Here is a 24,135-nt window from a genome sequence, read left to right on the forward strand (position 1 = left end):
CGGAAACCATTCGCGAGGCCCTTATTCGTTCATCTCCAGTGAAGAAAGTGACTCATGGCAAACCAGGCTAACTCCCCCATCCGTCGCGCGCTGATCAGCGTGAGTGACAAGACCGGCATCGTCGACTTTGGCCGGGCCCTCACCGACCGAGGCATCGAACTGCTATCTACCGGAGGCACCTTCCGTCTCCTGAAGGAAAACAACATTCCGGTCACCGAAGTCTCCGATTACACCGGCTTCCCGGAAATGATGGACGGCCGGGTCAAGACCCTGCACCCGAAGATCCATGGCGGCATTCTGGGCCGGCGCGGTACCGACGATGCCATCATGGGCGAGCACGGCATCAATCCAATCGACATGGTGGTGGTCAACCTCTACCCGTTCGAGGAGACCGTCGCCAACCCTGACTGCGATCTGCCCACCGCCATCGAGAATATCGACATTGGCGGGCCCACCATGGTGCGCGCAGCGGCGAAGAACCACAACGACGTCGCCATCGTGGTCAATGCAGCGGACTACGCCCGGGTCCTGAAGGAACTCAACGACAATGACGGCGAGCTCAGCTACCGCACCCGCTTTGATCTGGCCGTGAAGGCGTTCGAGCATACCGCCGGTTACGACGGTGCCATCGCCAACTACCTGGGAGGTCGCACCCCGGACAACGACAATGCCGACTTCCCCCGTACCTTTAACGCCCAGTTCGTGAAGGTCCAGGACATGCGGTACGGCGAGAACCCGCACCAGCGGGCCGCGTTCTACGCCGAGCGCAATCCCAGGGAAGCCTGTGTCGCGACCGCCAAACAGCTTCAGGGCAAGGAACTCTCCTACAACAACGTGGCCGATACCGATGCGGCCCTCGAATGCGTGAAACCGTTTGCGGACCCGGCCTGTGTCATCGTGAAGCACGCCAATCCCTGCGGTGTCGCCATTGGCGCCGACATCCACCAGGCCTACGAACTGGCCTTCGCCACGGATCCGACCTCGGCCTTCGGCGGCATCATCGCCTTTAACCGGGAGCTCGACGCGAAGACCGCCAAGGCGATCATTGATCGCCAGTTCGTGGAGGTCATTATTGCCCCGACCATCGCCCCCGAGGCGGTCGAGCTGGTCGCTGCCAAGAAGAACGTGCGCCTGCTGGCCTGCGGTGAGTTTGACAGTGAACGCGCCCAGACCATGGACTACAAGCGGGTTACCGGCGGTCTGCTGGTGCAGGACCGGGATCTGGGCATGGTGGCCATGTCCGACGTCAAGGTGGTCACCGAGCGCCAGCCCTCGGAAGAGGAACTCAACGACCTGCTGTTCGCCTGGGAAGTGGCCAAGTACGTCAAATCCAATGCCATTGTGTACGCCAGGGCCGGTCGCACTATTGGCGTCGGCGCCGGCCAGATGAGCCGGGTCTACAGCGCCAAAATTGCCGGCATCAAGGCGGCCGACGAAAACCTGGAAGTAAAAGGCTCGGTGATGGCCTCGGACGCCTTCTTCCCGTTCCGGGACGGCATCGATGCCGCCGCCAAGGCGGGCATCACCGCGGTGATCCAGCCCGGCGGCTCCATGCGCGACCAGGAAGTGATCGATGCGGCCAACGAGCATGGCATCGCCATGGTGTTCACCGGCATGCGCCACTTCCGCCACTGATTGCGGACCAGCTAAAGGATTCTCACTATGAACATTCTTGTGATCGGCAACGGCGGCCGCGAGCATGCCCTGGCCTGGAAAGCGGCCCAATCTCCACAGGCAGACCGGGTGTTCGTCGCGCCCGGGAACGCTGGCACCGCCCGTGAGCCGGGCCTGGAAAACGTCAACATTGACGTGATGGACCTGGACGGACTGGCCAATTTCGCCGCCACCAACAACGTCGGCCTGACCATCGTTGGCCCCGAAGCTCCCTTGGTTGCCGGTATCGTCGACCGCTTCGAGGAGCGTGGCCTGAGGGTCTTCGGCCCCAGTGCCGGCGCCGCTCAGCTGGAGGGCTCCAAGGCTTTCACCAAGGACTTCCTGGCGCGACAGAAGATTCCGACCGCCGCCTACGCCAACTTCACCGACGTCGATGAAGCCCTGGCCTACGTCCGGGAGCAGGGCGCACCCATCGTGGTCAAGGCCGATGGCCTGGCGGCTGGCAAAGGCGTGATCGTGGCCATGACCCTGGCCGAAGCCGAAGACGCGATCCGCGACATGCTGGCCGGCAACGCGTTTGGCGATGCCGGCAGCCGGGTGGTGGTCGAGGAGTTCCTGGACGGCGAGGAAGCCAGCTTCATTGTCATGGTCGACGGCGAGCATGTGCTGCCCATGGCCACCTCCCAGGATCACAAACGGGTCGGCGACGGCGACACCGGCCCCAACACCGGCGGCATGGGCGCATACTCCCCGGCCCCGGTGGTTACCCCGGACGTCTACCAGCGCATCATGGACGAAGTCATCTATCCCACGGTGCGCGGCATGGCGGCCGAAGGCCACCCCTACAAGGGCTTCCTGTATGCCGGCCTGATGATCGACGGTAGCGGCGCGCCGAAGGTGATCGAATTCAATTGCCGGTTTGGCGATCCGGAAACCCAGCCGATCATGCTGCGCATGCAATCGGACCTGGTGGAACTGTGCGGCGCGGCGATTGACGGCAAGCTGGACCAGTGCCGGTCCGACTGGGACGATCGTGCGTCGGTCGGCATCGTACTGGCCGCCGGCGGCTATCCGGGCAGCTATAACAAGGGCGATGTCATTTCCGGGTTGCCGGAAACTGAGACCGAAGGCGAGAAAGTTTTCCACGCCGGGACCCGGTTGAACGGGGATCAGGTGGTGACCAACGGCGGCCGGGTGCTCTGTGCCACTGCACTTGGCAACACCGTGACCGAAGCCCAGCAACGAGCCTACGCACTGGCAAAAACCATCCAGTGGGATGGCGTGTTCTATCGCACGGACATTGCACATCGGGCCATTTCCCGTGAACAATCCTGACCCAGCCCACGCTATCGAAGCCCGGTCGTTGACCGGGCTTTTTTTTGGGATATGGTAGGAACCGGAACAGGACGTCCCCATTTTCGCCCCAGCCGGAGCCACCCCCATGCCTCACCATCGCCCTCTGAACCTGCTTCTCATTGCCCTGATGACCCTGGTTGTCAGCGCCTGTTCGCGGCAGAGCATGTATGAAACCGCCATCCACCTGGAGCGATCAAGCTCGGGGCTGGAAGCGGATACCATTCAGGTGGAGGGGCTTGAGATCGCCTACCTGCGCAACTCGGAAATGACCGACGGCGACACCATTGTGATGGTGCACGGGTTCGGGGCCAACAAGGATAACTGGACCCGCCTTGCCAACGAGCTGACCGCCGACTTCAACGTTTACGCCATCGATCTGCCGGGCCACGGTGACAGCAGCAAGCCACTGGACCTCGGATACACCCTGGAAGAACAGACCACCCACCTCTCGGCCATCCTGCAGGCGCTGTCCATCAAGGAATCCCACATGATGGGCAACTCCATGGGCGGCGCGATTACCGCGCTTTATTCGGCACGCTATCCCGATCGCATCAAGACGGCGGTGCTGTTCAATCCCGCCGGTATCTTCGACTATGACAGCGAACTTGTCGGTCTGGTACTGGAGGGCGACAACCCTCTGATCCCGTCAGAACCGGGGGATCTGGAGCGGCTAATGGATTTCGCACTGGCGGAGAAGCCGTTCGTGCCCTGGCCGGTTCTGGGCGTGATGGAAGAAAAGGCGATTGCCAACCGCGAGGTTAATGAAGTGATCTTCGCCGCGATCCGGGACAGCGGCTATGAAACCGCCTTCCGGTCCCGCCTCGCACTGATCCGGGATCCGGTACTGGTGGTCTGGGGCAAGGAAGACCGGGTCATCAATTACCGCAACGGCGAGCTGTTCGTGGCGGCCATTCCGGATGCCCGCCTGCACCTGCTGGACGATATTGGCCACGCTCCCATGATTGAGGCACCGGAACGCTCCGCCGAACTCTTTCGCTCGTTCCTTGAGTCGGCGCATTGAACCGCCAGGATTTCGAATAAATTCAGCAGATTCCACGTTCATCGACTACACCGGGCCGGTAAAACAGGATAGCCTTGCAGGCATTGCCCAGTGTTGGATGAAAGAAATGTCGCATGCCTGAAGCTCTCTGGATTTCGTTCGCCTTTGCACTTGGCCTGCTGGTCAAAGGTGTCGGTTTGCCGCCACTGGTGGGCTATCTGGCCGCGGGCTTCCTGCTCAGCGGCCTGTCCACCGTGTCCGGCCTGGCCATCGAAGCCACCGACGCGCTCAACCACATCGCCCACCTTGGCGTCCTGCTGCTGCTGTTCACGGTCGGCCTCAAACTGAAACTCAGATCCATTGTCAGCCGCGAGGTAATCGGCGGCAGCCTGCTGCATTTTGGCATCACCTGCACGGTCTTCACCCCGGGCCTGTATCTGCTGATGGACCTGCCCTGGCAAACCGCCTTCATGCTGGCCATCGCCCTGTCCTTTTCCTCAACGGTTCTGGCCGCCAAGGTCCTGGAAACCAAGCGGGAGCTGCGCGCCTTCCATGGCCGTGTCGCCATCGGCATCCTGATCATGCAGGATCTGATTGCGCTCGTCGTGATGAGCCTCGCCGCCGGCCAGACACCTTCGGAGTGGGCGCTGATCGTTTTCGGGCTTCCGCTGCTACGCCCCCTGCTGTATCGGCTGCTTGACGCCAGCGGACACGATGAACTGCTGGTGCTGCTCGGTCTCCTGGTGGCACTGGTGCTGGGCGGGTATGGCTTTGAATCCGTGGGCCTGAGCGCCGAGCTTGGCGCCCTGGTGTTCGGGGCCATGTTGTCGAATCACCCCCGCTCCCAGGAGCTGTCCAAGTCCCTGTGGAGCGTGAAAGAGATGTTCCTGGTGGGATTTTTCCTGCAGATCGGCATTGGCGGGCTGCCGGACAGCCAGGCCCTCGCCTTTGCGCTGGTCGCGGCACTGGTGTTGCCCCTGAAGGGCATCCTGTTCTTCTTTCTGTTGCTGGCCTTCCGTCTGCGAGCGAGAAGCAGCTTCCTGAGCGCGCTGGCACTGACCAACTACAGCGAGTTCGGCCTGATTGTCGCCAGTGTTGCTCTGCCAGAATGGCTGGTGCCACTGGCGATCTCGGTCGCGATCTCGTTCGTCATTTCCGCGCCACTGAACCGCTTCGCCCACGTCATCTACGAGCGTTTCGGATCCGGCCTGAGTCGCTTCGAAACCCAGAAACACCACCCGGACGAACAGCCCCTGTCCCTGGGCAATACCCGGGTCCTGATCATGGGCATGGGGCGAACGGGCACTGCGGCCTATGACTGGGTATCAAGACAGGAACCGGAATTGATGGGGCTGGATTCTGATCCGGCCAAGGCCAGCAAGCACCAGAAGGAAGGCCGCAACGTCGTGTTCGCCGACGCCGAGGATGCCTCATTCTGGAACGGCCTGCACATGCCCGAGGTGCACTCGGTCATTCTTGCCCTGGGCGACATCGAGGGCAAACTCATTGCCGCACGCATGCTGAGAAAACTGGGCTTCCGGGGGTATATCGTTGCCCACACCCTGTACGACGATGAGGCCCACCAGATCCGTGAGGCCGGCGCCAATGAGGCCTACCTGACCATGAACGAGACCGGTGTTGCTCTCGCGAGCCACATCATCAGCCGGGCCAACGAACGCTCCGACTGAGGCGCCCGGGGGGCCTACCGTGCACAGGTCCGGAATCCGGTAAACACATCGTTCCGCTGCGGCAGATAGGCTTGGCGATAGGTGCCGCGAATCAGACAGGACGAGGTGGCGCAACTGCCCCCTCGGGTAACCTTGTGATCGCCGAACTGCAGGGTCGACATAAACGGGTACATGTCGATCCGGAAGCCGTCATAGGGAAAGAATTGACTGCTGGTCCACTCCCAAGCCCCCCCAATCATCTGGCGACAGCCAAAGGGACTGTCCGATTCCGGGTAATCGTACACCGGATTCTGCCCCAGACACCGGCCATCGAGGTCGGCCAGGGTTTCATCGGGCTGCTGGTTCCCCCAGGGAAAACGCCGGAAGGACGCTCCGGGGCGGTTACCCAGAGCGGCCACTTCCCATTCGAACTCGGTTGGCAACCGGCGTCCGGCCCAGTTACAGAAGGCTTCCGCTTCCCAGAAACTGACATGGGTGATCGGTGCATCCGGATTCAGGGGCTGCCAGCGGTCAAACAGGCGCTCCTGCCACTGATACTCATGCCAGCGCCAGTAAAGGGGGTGCTTCGGCACTCGCGGCATGACCTCCCGGCTACCGTGCACCAGGGCAACGTCCACCTCGGTCTCGAGCCACTTTCGCCCCCCGAACGACCAGAGTTCCGGCTTCTGGTAGCCACCGTCGTCGACGAACACCTGGAATTCCGCATTCGACACGGGCTGCCGGGAGATCGCGAACGACGCCAGCTCGATCTCGAATCTCGGCTTCTCGTTATCGAAGGCGAAATCCGTGGTGGCGTAGGCCGCGGAATCCCCGGGCATGCCGATCACCCAGCGACCGGCCGGTATCACCGCGTCGCCGGTGACCGACCGGCCCGGAGCCGGCCGACCGCGGGTCCGGCCCGGGGGCTCCTCGTAGCCGACGGTCTGACGGCACCAGATCAGGGATTCGATGTGCATGTTCTGATGAAAAATAGCGTACCGATTCAGATACAGGGTCCGGTCGTCCAGCGGCTGGGTCCGGATGCGTTCGGCCACGCGATCGTAGACCGTATCGAAGTACGCCAGGGTGTCCTGCCGCCCGGGAAACAGGGCCTGGTTCCATCGGTCCCGGTGCTCAACATGGAACGAATCCCAGAGATCATCCATGCTCGGGTCAACACTCGGCGTGCCATCCAGCAGATTGAACACAAACACCTCATAGAAAAACGCCGCGTGCCCCATCTCCCATAACGGCGGGTTGACGCCCGGATGGTACGGTACCGGCAATTTCTCCTCCGGCAATGAGGTGATCAGCGCCCGGGTTCGTTGCCGGGTGCGCTCAAGTTCCTGGAGCAGGTCCTCCCTCGCTGCCCGAGCGGCATCCATCGATTTCATTTCGCCCATAAGCCACTTCGTCTTCCGGATTTTGCCTCAGCATAACAGATGGATTGCCGGCCGGGTGATCCACCAGCTGTCGAGTACTTTTACAGTTTTACGCGACAGCTCGATTCCGGATCTCGCAACCATCTGAATGAGCGACGGATAAGAAATCTGGCATATATCCTGTATACCGGTTTGAACCGCCAGATCATCTTTCTGGCTCGTGTGACGGGTCACAGGGCCGTGACCGGACAACGCAACTTGCCGGCATTCTGGTTGTCCCTATACAACTGGCAGTCCCGTTTTCCCAGGCATCACTCTCATGGAGGTTTGCCATGATGGAAAAGCGACCGCTCGTCTGGTTGTCAGCGGCACACACCAACACCACCGTGCGCAAGGCGCTGGGCTCTCGATGGAATCTGATCGATTTCAATCCGGAGAATCCGGTGCCTATTCAATTGTCACCCCCGGACGACGCCAAGGTGGGCGTCCTGGATCTCACCCGTATTCCACCCGACGACCTGCCCTGGCTGGATCAATGGCTGGAAGCCCTGAGCCTCAGCTACTGGGTCGGGATTGTGCCCCATCGGCCTATTACCGGAACCCGGACGGCCCAGCTGATCACCCGGTATTGCTCCGATTTCCACACCCTGCCGGTCAATCACGAACGGCTGGATACGGTGCTGGGCCACCTCTGGGGCATGGCCACCATTCGCGAACCCGCCGTCGGCCTTCCCCGCGATGACTATCAGGCCCTGGTACTGGAGGGCACCTCCCAGGCCATTCGCCAGGTTCGCGGGTTGCTCCGGCGCTTCGCGGTAACCCCGGAGCCGGTTCTGATCACCGGCGAGAGTGGCACTGGCAAGGACGCCGCCGCCCGTTTCATTCACGAACACTCGACGCGGGCTTCCGGGCCCCTGGTAACGGTTAACTGTGCCGCCCTGCCCGATTCGCTGACCCAGAGCGAGCTATTCGGTTACGAGAAAGGAGCGTTTACCCACGCCCTCAGTGCCCATCCGGGCCGCCTGGAACTGGCGAACGGCGGCTCCCTGATCCTGTCATCCATTGACGAGCTCAACCTCGAACAACAATCCGCGATCCTGCGCTTCCTGCAGGAAGGGCAGATTGAGCGCATTGGCGGCAGTGAACCCATCCCGATCGACAGTCGCATCATTACCACCTCGAGCCAGCCCCTGACCGAACTGGTCGAAACCGGGCAGTTTCGCAGTGACGTCTACTACCGGCTGGGCGGACTGGAGGTCAAATTACCGGCCCTCAAAGACCGCCGCGAAGACATCCCGGCGCTGGCCGAAGCCCTCCTTGAAGCCTCCAACCGTGGCGGCAAACAGAAGCGGCTCAGCGAAGCGGCCATTCAGCGCCTGGTCAACCATTCCTGGCCTGGCAACTTCCGGGAACTGCAGAACCGGTTGCGACAGGGCCTACTCCTGTGCGACCGGGAGGTGATCGAACCGGCCGACTTGGGGCTGGAACCAACCGGCCCCGAAGGGGATGTGCCGGCCACCTCCAACCTGAGCCTGGAAGAATTCCGGGCCCGGGCTGACCGCCAGGCGCTGTCCTGCAGCCTGGCCCTGGCACACCACAATGTCTCCGCCGCTGCGCGGATCCTGAAGATATCACGCGTTTCGTTTTACCGGCTTATGGACAAATACAACGCCGGTCCCCAGTCGGGTCATCACCGACAGGGCTCACACCACAAGGGAGATCCACCATGAGAAAACCGCTACTCTTTCCGCTGTTCGCCAGCGCCTGCCTGATGCCCGCGACGGGGATTGCGCAAACGGACTCTGCCGGGGACGTCCCGGCATCCCCCGAAGAAGCTGAAGCGAAGAAAGAGCAGGTCACCGACATTGCCTCCATCACCTCCGACCGCGGAATCGTCACCCGGCCGGGGCGACTGACCATCGAACCGGCGTTTTCCCACGCCCACAGCAACGCCACCCGGGTCGCCATTGAGGGCTACACCGTGATTCCGGCCCTGCTTGTGGGCCTGATCAATATCTCCGAGATTCAACGGGACATCTTCGTTGGCGCCCTGACCTTCAAATACGGCTTCACCAGCCGGTTTGAAGCCGATGTCCGAGTGCCCTGGCTGAGCGTCAACGAGGATCTCAGGGAACGTCAGGCCTTTGAGGGAACCCCCGTCGATACGCTTCGGGAGTCCTCGGGCGAAGGCCTCGGGGACGTCGAGCTGTCGGCGCGTTATCAGCTGAACGACGGCCTGGAAGGCTGGCCCTACGTGATCGGCGTGTTCCGGGTCAAGACGCCCACGGGGGAAGGGCCCTACGATGTTGACCAGCGGGTGGTGGAAGACAGCGAGGGTAACCCCATCGGGGTGGAACTGGAGGAGCGGCCCACCGGATCCGGATTCTGGTCCTTTGAGCCGGGGTTCTCGTTCATCTACCCGTCTGACCCGGCCGTTCTGTACGGCAGCCTCAGTTACGTCTGGACCATGAAGGAGGACCAGGGACCGGAAAACGGCGGTGAAGTCGACCCCGGGGACGTGGTGCGCTTCGGATTCGGCATGGGCTTCGCCTTCAACGAGCGGACCTCGTTCAGCCTGGGTTACGACCACTCCGTCATCCGCAAAACCAGCTTCGAGACCAACAGCGACCTGTTCGGGGCAAACTTTGACCGCATCCAGGTGGGTTCGCTGTCCTTCGGCCTGGCCCAGAGACTGTCAACCAACACCACCCTGAGCCTGACCGTGAACGTGGGGGTCACTGAAAACGCCCCCAACAGCGAGTTGACCCTGAAGCTGCCGATCACCCTCTGAACGCCGCCGGCCGGGGCCCACCCTGGCGTCCAGGTCGCCTAGCGGCCAAGCATCTGTAACACGGGTTCACGCATGGCATCCGGCAGCCGGCTCAGACCGGCGCCGAGGTTATTCAGTTCGATGTTCAGTTGCCGGCTGTTCTGGATCTCGGTGCCGTTCAGGTTGTTCTGAATGACCGTAATCCAGCCGCCGTCCTTCGATGCCGACGATATCAGTGCCTGGCCGCCGGCTTTACCCACGATGGTTTCCACCGTATGGGGCACGGCGCGTCCATTGGCCACCTGATTCAGGTTGGGAATGTTCAGGCGGTTGATGGCCAGGGTTTCTCCGTCAACGGACACCACCTGCTCCAGCCCGATCCGGATTTCGAGATCGTCCAGCAGAAAACCACCCCGCAGGGACGCCAGCTCATCGTTGCTCAGCGCCTGAGCCGGGAAGATGGCACCGCCGGTCGTGGGCGCTGCCAGCAAGGTCCCCGCAAACACCAGCGCGACGACGGCAAAGCCGTGTTGTTTGATCATTGTTCTACCACTCCCTTGGATTTGGCCAATAAGGCAGAGTATGGCTCAGAGAGGGGCCGTCCGGGCCCCTGGACACGGGCGCGCGCACGTAGTGCGCCCAGTTGCCATCCCTCTCAAAGGTTTTTCGCCCCTGCGCAATGTGGCTGCGAATCATGAAGGCAGAGCCATCCCAGTAGTTTTCAAACTGTTCTCGTGGATACACTTTCAGGCCCCGTGCCGGGTCGCCAACAAACACCTCCCGCTCACTGATGCCCTTGATAATCACGAAGTGCCGGTACCCCTCCAGCGTCACAAGTGCGATCACCGGCAGGCGTACCTTCTCCCGGATGCCACTGAGCGGCAGCCGGAAACCGTCGGCCTGATAGCCTTCGGACTCCAGGTACCGTTTCATATCCAGCATGGAGAAGCCCTCACGGCGCACTTTATCCGGGTCGGCAAGAGCAAACATGCCGGTAAACACGTCTGCCTCGGTCACTTCATGCCCATAATGGAAAGACAGCAGTGAAGCCAGTGCCGCCGAACCGCAACTGAAGTCATACTGCTGTCGCATCACCGAACTGAATCGCTGTTCCTGGAAGCTTTCGACCTCCATCTCAAGCCCACCGCCCAAGCCCGGAATCATCACCGATCCGGCAAACGCAGTGGGCCACAGCAGGGCAGCACCTGCGGCTACAGACACTAGCCTCAACATTGCCATGGCCCACCTCCTGTCATCGGTTTATGAGAATATTTACCTGGGTGCTGTCCTGAATCACCACCTGGTTTCCGGTGTTCTGGATGACCGTGGCGATGCCGCTCATGTTGCCAAACGCCTGGTCAGAGATCGTGTTGTCGCCGGTCACTGAGGACCCGGACAAGACATTTCCCGTAACCGTGGCATTTTGCTCGGCGTCATTGAGTTGCCATTGCAGGGGGATACCCTGCCGCCCGCTGGCGCCGTCAAGTTGGTCGGCACTCATTGGATCCAGTCCCAACCACTCCTCGGCGCCGGCCGTGGTGGCCGACCCCAGGACCATCAGCACCCAGACTGCCTTCAGCATCCATCTGACTGAGTCATTCATGACATGCCTCCTGGCAGGAAACAGGCCGGACCCCGAACCGGGGCCACAGCCATCTTCCCTCAGTTGCCACCTGCTGACAGGTTGGACTGAACGCTCACGTTGGCCTGGGTCACACTGCCAACGCCGGCGTTCTGGGCAAAGGCGCCCACGCCCGTGAAGTTGGCGGAGCCACCGCCAATCTCGTTGGAGGCACTGGCCATGGTGGAGTTACCGGCACCAGCCGCATCGCCGTAGGTGGCGGACACGTCGGATACCGAGCCCTCGAGCTCGCCCTCGTTCATGAACACGCTCAGGGACAGCTCGAGATCGGAATCAGTGCTGTTGTCGGAGTGGTCCGAGTTGTCCGACATGTCGTTGCCGCTGTTCGCAATCTTGAACGAATCCTTCACATCGACACTGTTGTCGGAATTATCGGAGTTGTCGGAGTTGTCATTGCCACTGTCGGAAATCTTGAACGAATCCGTGGCGGTGTTGCTGTTGTCTTGATTCGTGGCGGTCGAACCGTTGTTGGCGTTGGTGTTTGGATCTCCATTTCCACCCAGGGTTGGGTCGGCGATAGCCGCTCCGGACAGGCCCAGGCCAAGTGCAATGGCAGTCGCAAGCACGGTTTTGTTCATAGTCATGTCGTCAATTCCTTTGATTTGATGTTGTTGGTTTCCAGGGGATCCTTTCCCAAACCGATGACTATCGGAGACAGCAGGGTCCAGACCCGCCGGGGGGCCAAAGCGATTCCCGTGCCAGCTTTTCCTGCACCCTCGGCAAAAGATTGATCTGATAGCCTTTTTTTTGGTTTCCACCCGAACGCACAGAGCGGATAAATCCCGGACACCTGTTTCATTGGTGAAACAGCTTGTCTATCGTCTTCAAGGACACTTGGAAGAATTCAGTGCTCGATTCATGAAGATAGGAATCTATCCCGGTGTTAAAAATCCAGAATGCCGGTGTCCAGATTCCGTCACACATCTGTCGCCTAAATGTCGGCTGGCTCACAAACCGGTCATGAAATTCTGGTAATGTCAGGCATGTTACCGTTCTGCCACGGCAGGGACGCACAGACGGGGCCTGGCTCCGTATCGTTAAGCCATACAGTAAGGAAGGTTTATGTCGACAGAGCTTTATCAGATCGTGTTTGCGGGACAGATTCTGGACGGATTTGACGAACCGCAGGTGAAAGCCAATCTGAAAGATCTTTTCAACGCCACCGATGAACGCATTGAACGCCTGTTCGCCCCAACCACCGACGCACCGGCGATCAAGTCCAATCTGAACCACGAAGAGGCGGCGATCTACCACAAGCGCCTGACCGCTGCCGGTGCCGACGTTCGGATTTCATCCCAGAACAGAGCGCCTGCCGCCCCGGCAAAGGCGGCCCCGGCACAACAGGAACCGGCCGGAACCGCGCCGGCCAATGACACGGATGAAGCCTCTGGCAACCGCAAGCGCGCTCCCCTGGAATTCACCGGGCGGGGCGGCGAGTACTTCGGCATCTGGATCGTCAATATCCTTCTGACCATCGTGACCCTGGGCATCTATTCGGCCTGGGCCACGGTTCGCAACAACCAGTATTTCTATGGCAACACACTTCTGGACGGCGCCAGCTTCCAGTATCTTGCCAGCCCGATCACCATCCTCAAGGGCCGGCTGATTGCACTCGCCGTCCTGGTTGCCTACGTGGCCCTGTCGGAACTGTTCGTCGAGGCGGCCATCGCCTTCGCCGTCGCTTTTTTGTTCCTGGTGCCCTGGATCATGATCCGTTCACTGCGTTTCAACGCCATCAACAGCGCCTACCGCAACATCCGGTTTGACTTCCAGGGCACCTACGGCCAGGCCTTCATGGTCGCCTTCGTATGGCCCCTGCTGAACCTGCTGTGCCTGATGCTGCTGACGCCTCTGGTACTCAAGAAAACCCACCAGTTTGTCGCCAACGGCAGCCGTTACGGCACCACCGGCTTTGACCTGGCCGTGACGACCAAGGCGTATTACCTGCTGTTCGGCAAGGCCCTGTTGCTGGCACTCGGCTTCGGTGCCGGCGCTTACCTGAGCGCCCAGGCAAACATGCCGGTGCTGGCCGCCATCATTGGCGGTATCGGTTACCTGACGCTCTTCGGCTTCTTCATGGCCGGTGTGGCCAACCTGTTCCTGAACTCAACCGAGCTGGCCGAGCACCGCTTCGAGTCGAAACTGGGGCCGGCACAGATGGTCTGGATCTATCTGAGCAACAGTCTGCTGGTCGTCCTCACCCTTGGCCTCTTCACGCCCTGGGCCAAAGTTCGCATGGCGCGCTACCGCGCCGCCTGTACAACCATGCTGATTTCCGGTGATCTGGACCATTTCGTCGCCGCTGAGCAGAACCGCGCCAGCGCCCTGGGTCAGGAACTGGGAGATGCCTTTGATGTCGAATTCGCCGCTATCTGATCTGGCCATTGAAGGGCAGTTCTATTCCGGCGACAATTCCCACCGACAGGACGCCCTGCTGCGTTCTGTCGGTGGTGAGCTGATCCTGGCCACCGCATTCCACCAACGGCACCTGTCGCTGCAGGATCTCACCATCTCGCCACGGGTGGGCAACACCCCGCGATACCTTCACCTGCCGGATGACGGCGTCTTCGAAACCAGCGATAACGATGGCGTGGACCAGCTTGGCCGGAGGGCGTCAACGGGACGCATCGCGCGCCTGCTGCATCGGCTGGAGAACCACCTGGGGCTGATCCTGACGGCGGTGGTGGTCACCGTCGCGGTCACCGCGTTTGCCTTTGTCTACGGCGTTCCCTGGACCGCCAAGGCCATCGCCTATGCCCTGCCTGACAGCATCGCCGAGCAGGCCGGGGAGTCGACGCTGGCTTCCCTGGACAGCACCTGGCTCGACCCTTCCGAACTCTCCAACGATCGCCAGCAGTCGCTCCAACGCCACTTCGAGCCCTTCCTGACACCGGTTGGCGGGCAGGAACTGACGGTCCTGTTCCGCTCGGCGCCGGCGATCGGAGCCAATGCCCTGGCCTTGCCCGACGGCACCTTGATCTTCACCGATGAGCTGGTCGAGCTGGCAGAAAATGACGACGAACTGGTGGCCATCCTTGCCCACGAAATCGGCCATGTGGAACACCGTCATGGCATGCAGGGCATGGTCCAGTCGTCGCTGACCTTCTGGCTGATCGTGATGATGACCGGCGACCTGTCGGCCTTTTCCGACACCACGGTGATGGTGCCGGCGGTACTGATGAGCCTTTCCTACTCACGCAAGATGGAACGGCAGGCCGACCAGTACGCACTGGAAACCCTGCAGCGGCATGACCTGGATCCGGGGCACTTTGCCAACATCATGGCCCGACTGGCGGAACTGGAGGATGTCAGTCAGGGTGACGCGGACGACGAAGGTGAGGAAGAGAAGAGTCACTGGAGCAGGCTTGGCGACCTGTTGTCGAGCCACCCGGTCACCGAGGAGCGCATTCAGCGCTTTCGCGAGGCAGCGTTCCGGTAACACGGTCCCGGCAAAAAAAAGCCCCGCCAATGGCGGGGCTTTTTCGTGACTCCCGGGCAAGCCCGGGAGCGACAACCAGACCGTTCGATTAACCGAACTGGTTCATGGTGTTGTCTTTACCACCGGCCTTCAGAGCCGCTTCACCAGCGAAGAATTCCTTGTGGTCGTCGCCGATGTTGGAGCCAGCCATGTCCTGGTGCTTAACGGTGGCGATACCCTGACGGATTTCCTTGCGCTGTACACCCGCAACGTAGGCCAGCATGCCTTCGTCACCGAAGTAACCCTTGGCCAGGTTGTCGGTAGACAGGGCCGCGGTGTGGTATGTCGGCAGCGTGATCAGGTGGTGGAAGATACCCGCTTCGCGTGAACCGTCACGCTGGAAGTTACGGCACCACTCGTCAGCCAGCTGACCCAGCTCGGTGTTGTCGTACTCTTCGCTCATCAGCTTGGCACGATCGTAGGCAGAGACGTCCTTGCCCTCTTCCTTCCAGGCATCGAACACCTGCTGACGGAAGTTCAGGGTCCAGTTGAAGGACGGGCTGTTGTTGTAAACCAGCTTGGCGTCGGGAACCACTTCCTTGATGCGGTTAACCATGGCCGCGATCTGGCCAACGTGCGGCTTCTCGGTTTCGATCCACAGCAGGTCAGCGCCGTTCTGCAGGCTGGTGATGCAGTCCAGCACAACGCGGTCTTCGCCAGTGCCCGGCTTGAACTGGAACAGGCCAGAAGCCAGACGCTTCGGACGAACCAGCTGGCCGTTCTGCTTGATCACGACGTCGCCGTTGTTGATGTCTTCTGCCTTCTCGATCACTTCACCGTCGATGAAGCTGTTGTACTGGTCGCCCAGATCGCCCGGCTCGTTGGTCACGGCGATCTTCTGGGTCAGGCCAGCGCCCAGGGAGTCGGTACGGGCAACGATGACACCATCGTCCACGCCCAGCTCAAGGAACGCCAGACGAACGGCGTTGATCTTGGACAGGAAGTCCGCGTGCGGAACAGTTACCTTGCCGTCCTGGTGACCACACTGCTTCTCGTCAGACACCTGGTTTTCGATCTGGATGCAGCAAGCACCGGCTTCGATCATCTGCTTGGCCAGCAGGTAAGTCGCTTCGGCGTTACCGAAACCAGCGTCGATGTCCGCGATGATGGGCACAACGTGGGTTTCGTGGTTGTCGATCTGCTTGATCAGCTCTTCCGCCTTGGCGTTGTCGCCGGCGTTCTCGGCTTCTTCCAGGGCACGGAACAGGTGGTTCAGTTCCCAGGCATCGGCCTGACGCAGGAAGGTGTACAGCTCTTCGATCAGACCGGAAACGGCGGTCTTTTCGTGCATGGACTGGTCAGGCAGCGGACCGAACTCGGAGCGCAGGGCGGCAACCATCCAGCCAGACAGGTACAGGTAACGACGCTTGGTGGAACCGAAGTGCTTCTTGATGGACAGCATTTTCTGCTGGCCGATGAAGCCGTGCCAGCAACCCAGGGACTGGGTGTACTGGGAGGTATCCTTGTCGTAGTTCGCCATGTCTTCGCGCATGATCTTGGCGGTGTACTTGGCGATGTCCAGGCCAGTCTTGAACTTGTTCTGGGCGCGCATGCGAGCAGCGTGCTTCGGGTTGATGGCGTTCCAGGTCGGGTGCTGCTTCAACAGCGAAGCAATCTGGTCAACGTCTTGTGCGTAGGGCATGGTCTCAATCCTTTCTACGTTGGTTTTCTAAGTCGGTGCGGAGTAGCGTACAGCAACGTCCGAAGCCAACGACCTGCTCACTTTTTGAGCATAGCGCTGACGTTGAGGGTTACTTTAGTGCTTAAAAATTTATAATTGAAATTTATATAATCTATTTTCAGCATTTTTCTGGTGAATGCTGCCGAGAGTCCGGACCCAGCCGGCATGAGCGGACGTGAAGGACCATCATCAGGGCGGTTACCGAGTACGGCAGAGAACCACCAGCCGGTCTCCGGGCTGGATGTCGAGAAACAGCTTGCGCGCGGGGTTCAGTACCAGGTGGCGGCCACTGTCATCCGGTCGAGCGCGGAACACACCCAACGCCACTTTGCCTTCGTTCGCCAGAATTCGTTCCAGCAACTGGAAGTCAACGCTCGCCGGTAACGGGTAATCATCGGGGTCCCGGAACTGGATCTCGGCTCCGCCCTCCGTAAACAACTCATCCAGCACCATCCGCAGTTCCCGCCGCAAGGCCACCTGCGCCAGAATATGGCTGAGGATCATCGGACTGATGAGCATTTCACTGCGATGGCCGTACAGCAGATTCCGGTTATCCGGATCACTCAACTCCATGATCACCTGCGGCCGCTCCGGACTTTCAGCCAGGATATCCTCCAACTGCAGGTAGCCGACCATGGCCCGGGCGTCTGCTTCCTCACCCGAGGCGAGCCGGTCACTGCTCAGCAGAATAACCGCATGATAGGCCGACGGCATCAGGCGTCTGAGCTCACCTTCCACCATGTAGTCGGCCTCAATATGGTGGCAGCGAGCCTGGGGAAACTCGCCCACGTAGCGGAATATGGCCTGCTCCCGCTCGCGGGACGGGACCACCGAGACCATGTCGACCTGAACATCCAGATCCGCATAACTGGCAAACTCTGCGACCAGGCTCGGTACCCTGCGATTCCAGCCAAGAATCAGGATTCGCCGGCCACGATGGTCATGGGTGCGGCTTTTCGGGCGCGCTTCCTTGAAATCGATGACGGGCAAGGCCGGCAGTTTGGGATTTGGATCCGTTTCGGCGTAATCCCGGGCCATCATGACGACCCGATCCTCCGTATTGATCCGGGTGTCCGATGGCGCGACCAGCTGGACCTCCCAGCTGTCTTCGTGGCGGCGCAGAAGTCCCAGCACGATCACATTGGGCCGGGCCGACGCCAGTTCCCCGAGCGACAGGCCAGCGACCGATTCCCCACCTCTGACGTAGATCTCATTGCCGGACCCGGCCGTGAGCAGCTCGTTGTAGACCTCGGATAACCCCGGATGCAGGATGTTCTGGACCATCAACCGACTGATGGTGGCGTCACCGGCGACGACTTCCACCGCGCCGGGGTAGGCTCGTTCAACCACCGGATGCTTGCGGACGTCCTGAATCTCGGCGACAACGAACGGCAGCGGGGAGCGGTAATGGCGGGCCTGCGCCGCGATGGACAGCAAGGCCTTGACGGTTTCGACATCCGACGTCACCAGACCACTGGCATCGGTGTTGGCACTGGGCACAATGACCGCAGCCGCATCCAGGCAGGCGACCCGATGCAGGGCGTCGGGCTGGATCGCCGACCCGGAGCGCAGGATAATCTGTCGGGCCCGGCGGCCAATGCCCGGCTCGCTGCGTAATTCATGCACCTGCGCCGCGGAAGCGTCTTCGGACAGCACGACCAGGTTCAGCTTCTGGGTGTCATGCTTCTCGAGAAACCGGCGCATCCGGCCAGACGATCCCAGCAACTCCGACAGCAACGGCAGGGTCTGACTGGTCCAGCCCAGCACAACGATGTGGTGCTTCAGGGTGACCGGCGTCAGTCCACGTTCGAGGTCAGCCATCTTGGCGATCAACCAGCGGGTCAGGATCGCCACCAGGGTACCCATGAACACGACATAGCCGCTGACGGTGAGCAGGGTGGAGACAAACCGTTGCCAGGTTCCGACGTCGTCTCCGAGGTAACCCGGATCGGTCAGCCGGAGAAAGGCCCACCAGATCGCTGAACCGACGTTGTCGAAGGTCGCGCCCAGCGGAACCACCAGCAACCCGCCAATCAGCGAGATCAGCGCGATGAACGCGGCCACCACGAGAAGTTGGAATCCGGCGCCCTTCACCAACTGACGTTCAACGACGAACTTGATTCGGTCAACAATCCGGAACGGTAGCATGGACATCCTGTATTAATCGGTTGCGTTACCGCCAGCATAGCCGATAATCAACTGATTTCCCGAATAATTATAGCAACTATCGGTTCCGCACTGAGGTCAGGGCCTCGTCCAGTGACGGGCAGAACTGGCTGACACCGTCGATGGGCTTTACACCGGCCCGGGCGAGGGCCTTCAGGGGTTGGTACTGGAGGTCGGCAATCACCACGGCTGTGCCATCCCGTTGGCAGACGTTGATCAGCTTGTTCAGCGCAGACAGCCCGCCGGCATCGAGGACCGTGACCCCGTCCATGTACAGGATGAAGCCACGGGCCTCCCGTGACAGCGATGCCAATTCCCCGAAAACCCGGTCTGCCGCCGCAAAGAACAGCGGCCCGTTGATCTTGAACACCCGCCAGCCATCGGGCAGGCACGCGCCAGCAACCCGCCGGCTGTCGGTGATGTCGGTGACCCGGGTCATCAGGGCCATCTCACGCATGAACAGCACCGCGGCCAGCAGGACGCCGGTTGTGATGGCAATGACCATGTCCAGGATCACGGTCAGCAGGAAACAGGTCAGAAACACCAGGATGTCGCTGCGGGGCGCGGTTTTCAGGAGGTGGATCGCCTTCGGTGCCTCGCTCATGTTCCAGGCCACGATCACCAACAAGGCGGCCATGGCCGGCATCGGCAGGTAGGCCAAAATACCCGCGAGGGAAATCAGCGCCAGCAGGATCACCAGGGAGTGCACCATGGCGGACACCGGCGACTCGGCCCCAGCACGATAGTTGGCGGCCGAACGTGCAATCGCCGCCGTAGCGGTAATGCCACCAAAAAACGGGGTGACCAGGTTGCCAATACCCTGACCCAGGAGTTCGCTGTTGGCGCTGTGGCGGCGGCCGGTCATGCCATCGAGCACGACCGCACACAGCAAGGATTCGATGGCCCCCAGCATCGCGATGGCAAACGCCGACGGCAGCAACTCCCGGACCATGGACCAGGAGAGCCCAAGCGGCTCACCCACTGCATCGGGCCGATGCCAGGGCCAGGCCAGCTCCGGCAAAAACGGGGGGATGCCCGCGCCCATGGAACCGTCCGGCAACAGATAGCCGAACCGTGATCCGATTGTGTCGATGGCGGCGCCACCGGCGTTGAGCAGCAGCGCCAGCAAGCTGCCGATGACCACGGCCGGCAGGTGCGCCGGTACCGGCGTTTTCAGCCGGGGCCAGAGCAGCATCACGGCAAGCGTTGCCCCGGCAACCAGCGTACTCATGGCATCCAGGGTTGGCAGTCCCTGTACCAGTACCGACAGCTTTTCCCAATAGGGTTCCGGCAGGCCGGCCAGCGACAGGCCAAACAAGTCCGGTACCTGCAGGGTGGCTATGACCACGGCAATGCCACCGGTAAATCCGAGGGTCACCGACTCCGGAATGTATTCGATGAACCGGCCCAGGCGCATCAGCGCCATGATGACCAGCAGCACGCCCGACATCAGCGTCGCCAGCAGCAGGCCGCCGAGGCCATACTGCTGGGCAATCGGATACAGAATCACCACGAAGGCGGCGGTCGGTCCGGAGATGCTGAACCGGCTACCCCCAGTCAGGGCAATCACAAACCCGGCGACAATCGCGGTGTAAAGCCCGTATTGGGGGGCAACGCCGCTGGCGATCGCCAGGGCCATGGCCAGAGGAATGGCGATGATGCCCACCGTCAGGCCCGCCAAGATATCCCGCAGCAGTCTCTGCCCGCCGTACCGCTCGTCCAGGCAAGCCTCTCGAAAAGCATGGGCTAAGCGGAGGGAGAACAAATGGGCTCGGTGAGACATGATAGGTTCGCCTAGGATAAACGACGGATTCTACCTCATCTTGCGACCGTCGCCACGGGATCGCCCGGGGGAGCGGCCGCAAACCACAACCAAACACGCGGACTTTTCGTATACTGCTGGCATGAACCTACGAACGCGTTCCCTGTTATTGATGGCCCTGATCGGTCTTGGTGGTTGCTCAAGTATGACCCCTTCACTGGAACCGCCCGACACCCAGTATGACGCACGCATTGTCGAGGCCGCCACCGGCAACCAGCTGGATGTGACAGCCCTGGCGCGGCATCTGTCCGGTGTCGATGTGGTTGTAGTGGGCGAGTATCACGGCCACCACGGCTCCCACCTGCTGCAGTCACGACTGCAGACCGCCCTCTACCGGCAACGTCCGGAGCAGGTGCTGACCATGGAACAATTCGAACTGGATCACCAGGAGGCGCTGAACCGTTACCTGGCGGGGCAGATGGGTGAAACCGAACTCATCGAAGACGCCGACGCCTGGGACAACTACCGGGCGTCTTATCGACCTCTGGTGGAATTTGCGCGAACACACGACATTCCCGTGCTCGCGGCCAATGCCCCGGCCGGAATCGTGCGCTGCGTCGGACGCCAGGGACCGGACTACCTCGATACCCTCAGCGCTGAGCGTCGAAACCAGTTACCCCGGGTTCCCTTTGCCGACACGCCCGCCTACCAGGAGAAGTTTGTCGCCGCCATCTCCGGCAGCCACGGGGACGCCGATCCGACCGTGAACGAGCGCATGCAGAGGACCTATCAGGCCCAACTTCTGCGGGATAACACCATGGCTACGCGAATTCTGGACGCGGTCCAGGCCTATCCCGACCATCAGATTCTTCACATCACGGGCACCTTCCACAGCGAGGAACGCCTGGGTACCGTCGCGATGCTGGAACAGCGCGCGCCGGACCTATCCGTTGCCGTGATCACGCCGGTGTTCTGGCCCGACGGCCAGGCGCCTCCGATGACCGCAAAACACCGTCGGCTCGGGGACTTTCTGTACTTCATACAACCGTTGCCAACGGAGTTTCGCGACCCCGACCGGGAACGGGCAGCCATGACCGCCCGGTTCAGTCAGTCGACGCCAACCCGCTGCGATTGAGTGCCGCCTCGAACACCGCGTAATCCGGTGCACTGAACAGCACTAACCGGATGCGCTGGACGGAACGGAGTGTCGGCACCATCGCGGCAATCGCCGCGAACGCCACGTCGGCGGCTTGGTCCACCGGGTAGCCAAACACGCCCGTTGAGATGGCGGGAAACGCCAACGAACTCAGCTGGTGCTGGTCCGCCAGCATCAACGCGTTGCGGTAGCAGTCGCCCAGCAACTGATCAGATGGCTCGTCCACTCCGTACACTGGCCCCAGGCAATGAATGACGTACCGATTTGGCAACCGGTGCCCGGAAGTGATCACCGCCTGACCCGGCGCGATGGGCGCCAGCGCCTGGCATTCTTCGGCAAGCCCCGGGCCGGCGGCACTGTGAATGGCACCGGCCACGCCACTGCCCGGCATCAGCCGGGTGTTGGCGGCATTGACCACGGCATCGATGTCCGGCTGCGAGGCGATGTTGCCCCGAACAATTTCAACCTTAACCACGACCTCCCCCTTTTCGACTCCGCCACAAGGCGCTAGTCTGAACCCTGATTCAAGGATAGCAGCACTCCCCGCCTCCCGGGTCCCGCAACACAAGGAAACCGACATGAAGGTTATCGTCGCCCTGATTCTTGCCATCGGCGCCATCGTTTCCGCGTCACTGATAGCCGACGGACTGACCCAACTGCGAACCGGCGACCGTTACGTCACCGTCAAAGGCGTCGCCGAGCGGGAGGTGAACGCAGACCTGGCGCTCTGGCCGATTCGCTTTGTCGCGACCGGCACCACCCTGACCGAGGCCCAGGATCTTGCCCGCCAGAGCCGGGAAGCCATTATGGCGTTCCTGAAGCTCCAGGCCATCGATCAAGGTGCTGTCGAACTCCAGCGGCTGGACGTCACTGACACCCGGGCCACCCCCTACCAGGGCACGAATAACGAGCAGAAGTTCATCATCAATCAAACCCTGATGGTGCGCAGCAACGACATCGCCAAGATCCAGCGCGCCGCCCAGGGCGTGAGCGAACTGGTGGATTCCGGGGTGATCCTGTCGTCAGACTACGGGCCGGCCGGCCCCACCTACCTGTTCAATGGGCTCAACGCCATCAAACCGGACATGATCGCCGAGGCCACGGCCTCGGCCAGAGAGGCGGCCGCGCAGTTCGCCCAGGATGCCGATGCAGAACTGGCCGGTTTACGCCGGGCCAATCAGGGCGTGTTCCAGATTCTGGCCCGGGACCAGGCCCCGGGCATCCTGGAAGGGCAGCAACCGGTCAAGACGGTCCGGGTGGTGTCCACCGTCGAGTACTATCTCAAGTGAGAATCCGGCCTACTGAGTGGCCACCATTTCGTCGGTGACCTGATAGTCCCCCATCAGCCAGCGCAGGATTTCATTGGCCGCCGGGTGGTCGAAGGCATCGTAGGTTCGCAACAGACCTTGCCGTTTCTCATCCCCGATGCGGCCCAGCCCGGCATCCTGCAACACCAGCAGATCGGCGTGTATCTGCTCCGCCAGCTCACGCCCCAGGATCTCCCGCGCCGCGTGTCGGAACGCCTGACCATACTGGTACTCGGGCCCCAGCCGATAGGATTCCGCCAGGGTTATGGCCGGAATGGCCGTCAGTGTCGGCTGTAACGCCGGATTGATCCCGTGTCCGGTCAGGTGGGCGGCGTTCGCCGCCGGCCTGCCGGTAAAGCCCCGCAGGTGCAGATGCCGGGACATCCGGTCACCATCATTGACCGGATAGTTGTCCCACAACACGGGCTTACGCCCCAGCAGGTCGCCGACCCGTTTCAGGTGGCCCGGCGAGATCTCCCTCGAGCAGACTTCCTCACCGGTCCAGAAAACATTCACGGAATGATCGAGCTTGCGCCCCAGGGTCGCCAGGTAATCGACCGGACGCTGACCGAAGACCCGATCCAGAACCGGATCGTCCGAGTAATAGCTGGGGCAGACACTGATCCGGCTTGCCGAGGTTCTATCCCGGACCCAATGCACGATATCGGCCTGGGTCTGGGCCAGTTCCGGCGTACCCGAGCGCATGTCGTCGAACAGGATCGCCAGCTCATCGATGCCAATCCGGTCCAGCCAGTTCAGCTTGGCGGCCAGGGCATCGCGGGCCTGATCGTTAAAGTGGTTGAAGACTTCGAACGGGCTCAAGCCAATGCCGAAGCGGACACCCTCGGCCCGGCAGAAACGACCGAACTCTGCCAGTTCCGCCGCAAGCGCAGGCGGATGCGGCTCCTGCCAACGGCGTCGCAGGAAGGCGTCCGCCTTGGGCGCATACAGATAGAACCGGTAGCCATGGGGGGCCAGTGACCGCACCAGTTGACGGCGCTCCTGCCAGTTCCAAAGGGGCCCATAAAACCCTTCAATAATGCCCAATGGGGTGGTCATTACAGCAACTCCTTGCGTTGTTCCTGAGCCGGACTCCGGGCGCGTCATCAATTAACACATCGTATAGGCGCCGCAAGCCAACGGTAGTCTCAAAC

The 24,135-nt window shown here is 61.4% G+C and carries 20 protein-coding genes; 10 read left to right on the plus strand and 10 right to left on the minus strand.

Annotation, left to right across the window (positions count from 1 at the left end):
• Positions 1-54 precede the first annotated feature (54 nt).
• From purH to KXD86_RS08940, 4 genes are all read left to right on the plus strand, one after another.
• Positions 55-1,635 (plus strand): bifunctional phosphoribosylaminoimidazolecarboxamide formyltransferase/IMP cyclohydrolase, encoded by a 1,581-nt coding sequence (gene purH / locus KXD86_RS08925; RefSeq protein ID WP_218635679.1) that lies wholly within the window; start codon positions 55-57, stop codon positions 1,633-1,635.
• A gap of 27 nt (positions 1,636-1,662) precedes the next feature.
• On the plus strand, positions 1,663-2,949 hold the full coding sequence (gene purD, locus KXD86_RS08930; protein ID WP_218635680.1) for a phosphoribosylamine--glycine ligase: 1,287 nt from the start codon (positions 1,663-1,665) through the stop codon (positions 2,947-2,949).
• 106 nt (positions 2,950-3,055) lie between these two features.
• A complete protein-coding gene (locus tag KXD86_RS08935) occupies positions 3,056-3,991 on the plus strand; it encodes an alpha/beta fold hydrolase (RefSeq protein ID WP_218635681.1) in 936 nt (311 codons plus the stop codon).
• A 113-nt stretch (positions 3,992-4,104) separates the two neighbouring features.
• On the plus strand, positions 4,105-5,658 hold the full coding sequence (locus KXD86_RS08940) for a cation:proton antiporter domain-containing protein (protein ID WP_218635682.1): 1,554 nt from the start codon (positions 4,105-4,107) through the stop codon (positions 5,656-5,658).
• Positions 5,659-5,672: 14 nt separating this feature from the next.
• Here KXD86_RS08940 and senA read toward each other — a convergent pair whose 3' ends face one another.
• On the minus strand, positions 5,673-7,040 hold the full coding sequence (gene senA / locus KXD86_RS08945; RefSeq protein ID WP_228739355.1) for a selenoneine synthase SenA: 1,368 nt from the start codon (positions 7,038-7,040) through the stop codon (positions 5,673-5,675).
• A gap of 311 nt (positions 7,041-7,351) precedes the next feature.
• Between senA and KXD86_RS08950 the strand changes: the two genes are divergently transcribed.
• Positions 7,352-8,749: a sigma-54-dependent transcriptional regulator gene (locus tag KXD86_RS08950; protein WP_218635683.1), complete on the plus strand. Its 1,398-nt coding sequence runs from the start codon at positions 7,352-7,354 to the stop codon at positions 8,747-8,749.
• A complete protein-coding gene (locus KXD86_RS08955; RefSeq protein WP_228739356.1) occupies positions 8,746-9,810 on the plus strand; it encodes a transporter in 1,065 nt (354 codons plus the stop codon). The genes KXD86_RS08950 and KXD86_RS08955 overlap by 4 nt, the downstream gene beginning before the upstream one ends.
• 38 nt (positions 9,811-9,848) lie before the next feature.
• Here KXD86_RS08955 and KXD86_RS08960 read toward each other — a convergent pair whose 3' ends face one another.
• Genes KXD86_RS08960 through KXD86_RS08975 form a run of 4 tightly spaced genes read right to left on the minus strand, consistent with a single transcriptional unit; the run spans position 9,849 to position 12,015 of the window.
• Positions 9,849-10,331 carry a hypothetical protein gene (locus KXD86_RS08960; RefSeq protein WP_218635684.1) on the minus strand — a complete coding sequence of 161 codons (483 nt, stop codon included), beginning with the start codon at positions 10,329-10,331 and terminating at the stop codon, positions 9,849-9,851.
• 4 nt (positions 10,332-10,335) lie between these two features.
• Positions 10,336-11,028, minus strand: coding sequence for a C39 family peptidase (locus KXD86_RS08965; protein ID WP_218635685.1), 693 nt, complete (start codon positions 11,026-11,028; stop codon positions 10,336-10,338).
• A gap of 13 nt (positions 11,029-11,041) precedes the next feature.
• Complete coding sequence (locus tag KXD86_RS08970) at positions 11,042-11,392, minus strand: hypothetical protein (protein WP_218635686.1); 351 nt, start codon at positions 11,390-11,392, stop codon at positions 11,042-11,044.
• 59 nt (positions 11,393-11,451) lie between these two features.
• Positions 11,452-12,015 carry a hypothetical protein gene (locus KXD86_RS08975; protein WP_218635687.1) on the minus strand — a complete coding sequence of 188 codons (564 nt, stop codon included), beginning with the start codon at positions 12,013-12,015 and terminating at the stop codon, positions 11,452-11,454.
• A gap of 478 nt (positions 12,016-12,493) precedes the next feature.
• On the opposite strand from KXD86_RS08975, the gene KXD86_RS08980 reads away from it, so the two are divergent.
• Positions 12,494-13,807: a YjgN family protein gene (locus tag KXD86_RS08980; RefSeq protein ID WP_218635688.1), complete on the plus strand. Its 1,314-nt coding sequence runs from the start codon at positions 12,494-12,496 to the stop codon at positions 13,805-13,807.
• Positions 13,785-14,870, plus strand: coding sequence for a M48 family metallopeptidase (locus KXD86_RS08985; RefSeq protein WP_228739357.1), 1,086 nt, complete (start codon positions 13,785-13,787; stop codon positions 14,868-14,870). Before KXD86_RS08980 ends, KXD86_RS08985 begins: the two co-directional genes overlap by 23 nt.
• Before the next feature lie 88 nt (positions 14,871-14,958).
• Here the strand turns inward: KXD86_RS08985 and KXD86_RS08990 are convergent, their stop codons facing one another.
• The 3 genes from KXD86_RS08990 to dauA form a co-directional block, all read right to left on the minus strand.
• Positions 14,959-16,551: an isocitrate lyase gene (locus tag KXD86_RS08990; protein ID WP_218635690.1), complete on the minus strand. Its 1,593-nt coding sequence runs from the start codon at positions 16,549-16,551 to the stop codon at positions 14,959-14,961.
• A 237-nt stretch (positions 16,552-16,788) separates the two neighbouring features.
• Positions 16,789-18,738 (minus strand): CASTOR/POLLUX-related putative ion channel, encoded by a 1,950-nt coding sequence (locus KXD86_RS08995; RefSeq protein WP_218636783.1) that lies wholly within the window; start codon positions 18,736-18,738, stop codon positions 16,789-16,791.
• A gap of 76 nt (positions 18,739-18,814) precedes the next feature.
• Positions 18,815-20,539 carry a C4-dicarboxylic acid transporter DauA gene (dauA, locus tag KXD86_RS09000; RefSeq protein WP_218635691.1) on the minus strand — a complete coding sequence of 575 codons (1,725 nt, stop codon included), beginning with the start codon at positions 20,537-20,539 and terminating at the stop codon, positions 18,815-18,817.
• Positions 20,540-20,723: 184 nt separating this feature from the next.
• Here dauA and KXD86_RS09005 point away from each other — a divergent pair, with 184 nt between their 5' ends.
• Positions 20,724-21,653, plus strand: a complete 930-nt coding sequence (locus tag KXD86_RS09005; protein WP_218635692.1) for a ChaN family lipoprotein — start codon at positions 20,724-20,726, stop codon at positions 21,651-21,653.
• On the opposite strand, the gene KXD86_RS09010 is transcribed toward KXD86_RS09005, so the two are convergent.
• Positions 21,622-22,149 carry a macro domain-containing protein gene (locus KXD86_RS09010; RefSeq protein ID WP_312846267.1) on the minus strand — a complete coding sequence of 176 codons (528 nt, stop codon included), beginning with the start codon at positions 22,147-22,149 and terminating at the stop codon, positions 21,622-21,624. The genes KXD86_RS09005 and KXD86_RS09010 overlap by 32 nt on opposite strands.
• Positions 22,150-22,252: 103 nt before the next feature.
• On the opposite strand from KXD86_RS09010, the gene KXD86_RS09015 reads away from it, so the two are divergent.
• Positions 22,253-22,963 carry an SIMPL domain-containing protein gene (locus KXD86_RS09015; RefSeq protein ID WP_218635694.1) on the plus strand — a complete coding sequence of 237 codons (711 nt, stop codon included), beginning with the start codon at positions 22,253-22,255 and terminating at the stop codon, positions 22,961-22,963.
• Between the two features lie 9 nt (positions 22,964-22,972).
• Here KXD86_RS09015 and KXD86_RS09020 read toward each other — a convergent pair whose 3' ends face one another.
• The gene (locus KXD86_RS09020) at positions 22,973-24,040 is read right to left on the minus strand and encodes a beta-N-acetylglucosaminidase domain-containing protein (protein ID WP_218635695.1); all 1,068 of its coding nucleotides are present in this window, start codon (positions 24,038-24,040) and stop codon (positions 22,973-22,975) included.
• Positions 24,041-24,135 lie beyond the last annotated feature (95 nt).

Source organism: Marinobacter arenosus (assembly GCF_019264345.1).
Taxonomy (GTDB): domain Bacteria; phylum Pseudomonadota; class Gammaproteobacteria; order Pseudomonadales; family Oleiphilaceae; genus Marinobacter; species Marinobacter arenosus.